We start from the raw sequence: 1,289 nt of genomic DNA on the forward strand, positions 1-1,289 counted from the left end.
TTTTCCCGTATTCCCCTGAGGCAATGGGCGGCACCGGAATACCGTAGCGAACAGGGAAAAATCCAGTCGCTGAGCCAGCAAATGGAAAAATTGCGACAGCATTACCGGAAGGTGGAGAAACAGGACATTCCCGCGAGTCAGACGGCATTTGAAAAACAGTGGCAGCAGTGGGGGGCATCCGGCCTTGCAGCTCTCAGAGTCCAGTTGCTTAAACGTGAAGAGGAATTGCGCCGGAAGGAGCAGGAGGATACAGAACGTAGTCGCGCGGAGCGACGAGCGGAACAGCTCAGGAAAAATGACAATGCCGTTATGGATTCAGGGGTACTGAGCGCAGTCGTTACGGGGTATGGCGAGGCCCCCATGCCTGGTAACGGGGAAATGACCTGTTACCTTCTGCTTCACAACCGGAACGGAGAATACACGCTCTGGGGGAACGAGCTGGAGAAATACCGCACCAGAATCTTTGAGCGTGTTGATTTAATGCGTGACAGGAGTGGTTATATCTGTGACCGAAGCGAAATCGGTCAACATCCACCACTGCAACGTGTTTATTCCTCTGCGACCTTTGAGCAACTTCTGACGCAGGTTTGCCAGACATGGCCGCAATATACCCGCAATCTCCGCCAGCCGAAGACATGGCCGGAGTCTTTCTGTCTTGGAGAAGACCGCCAGCCAGCCATGCCATCACTGGCAGCAAGGAAGGTGGATTTTACGCAGGGACGTCTGCTACCGACGCTGATGCCGGTAATGAGTTCTGTCGACCGGGAAACCCGCCAGCTTCAGCTTTTGCTGGTCATGGGCGTGGATGACTCTCTGGGCGGTGTTGTCCGGCTTAATGGTACGCTGTATCCCGCGTTTGCCGTTCCCTCAGCCGATAACAGCCAGCTGGTCATCAGTGCACTGACCGATAAGGGGTTACGGTATGCAGGGTATGGTGTTGCCGTAAATCACGATGCAGACAGCCACATATCACCTGCGCCGGAACTTATGGAGTTTCATCTGAAAACCCGTGAGGCACCGCTTTTTGCTGCCGTCAACACACCAGAAAAACAGCCGGATCATCTGTTCCGCTCGCTGGGTTTTAATCGTACCTGGGACGAATGGCGGCGCGAGGAAGATGCACGAACACACGCCACCGAGAGGAGACATGATCGCGGTTGGTCACAGTGAATGTGAACAATATTTTGTTTTGTTTAACATCGTGTTATGTTCGTCGATGTTCTTCGATGTTCATCGACAGGGATGAATGCAAGAAGCACACACATAATGCAAGCTAAGTTTGTTTTTTC

Annotated in this window: 1 protein-coding gene; it reads left to right on the plus strand. The window is 52.9% G+C overall.

All coding sequences use genetic code 11. The annotated features are described in order from the left end of the window. Positions 1-1,170, plus strand: a 1,170-nt coding sequence (locus tag K9U40_RS22990; protein WP_349239454.1) for a hypothetical protein, incomplete at its 5' end; no start/stop codon positions are given. Between the last annotated feature and the right edge of the window lie 119 nt (positions 1,171-1,289).

Source organism: Xanthobacter autotrophicus (assembly GCF_030015065.1).
Taxonomy (GTDB): Bacteria; Pseudomonadota; Alphaproteobacteria; order Rhizobiales; family Xanthobacteraceae; genus Xanthobacter; species Xanthobacter autotrophicus_D.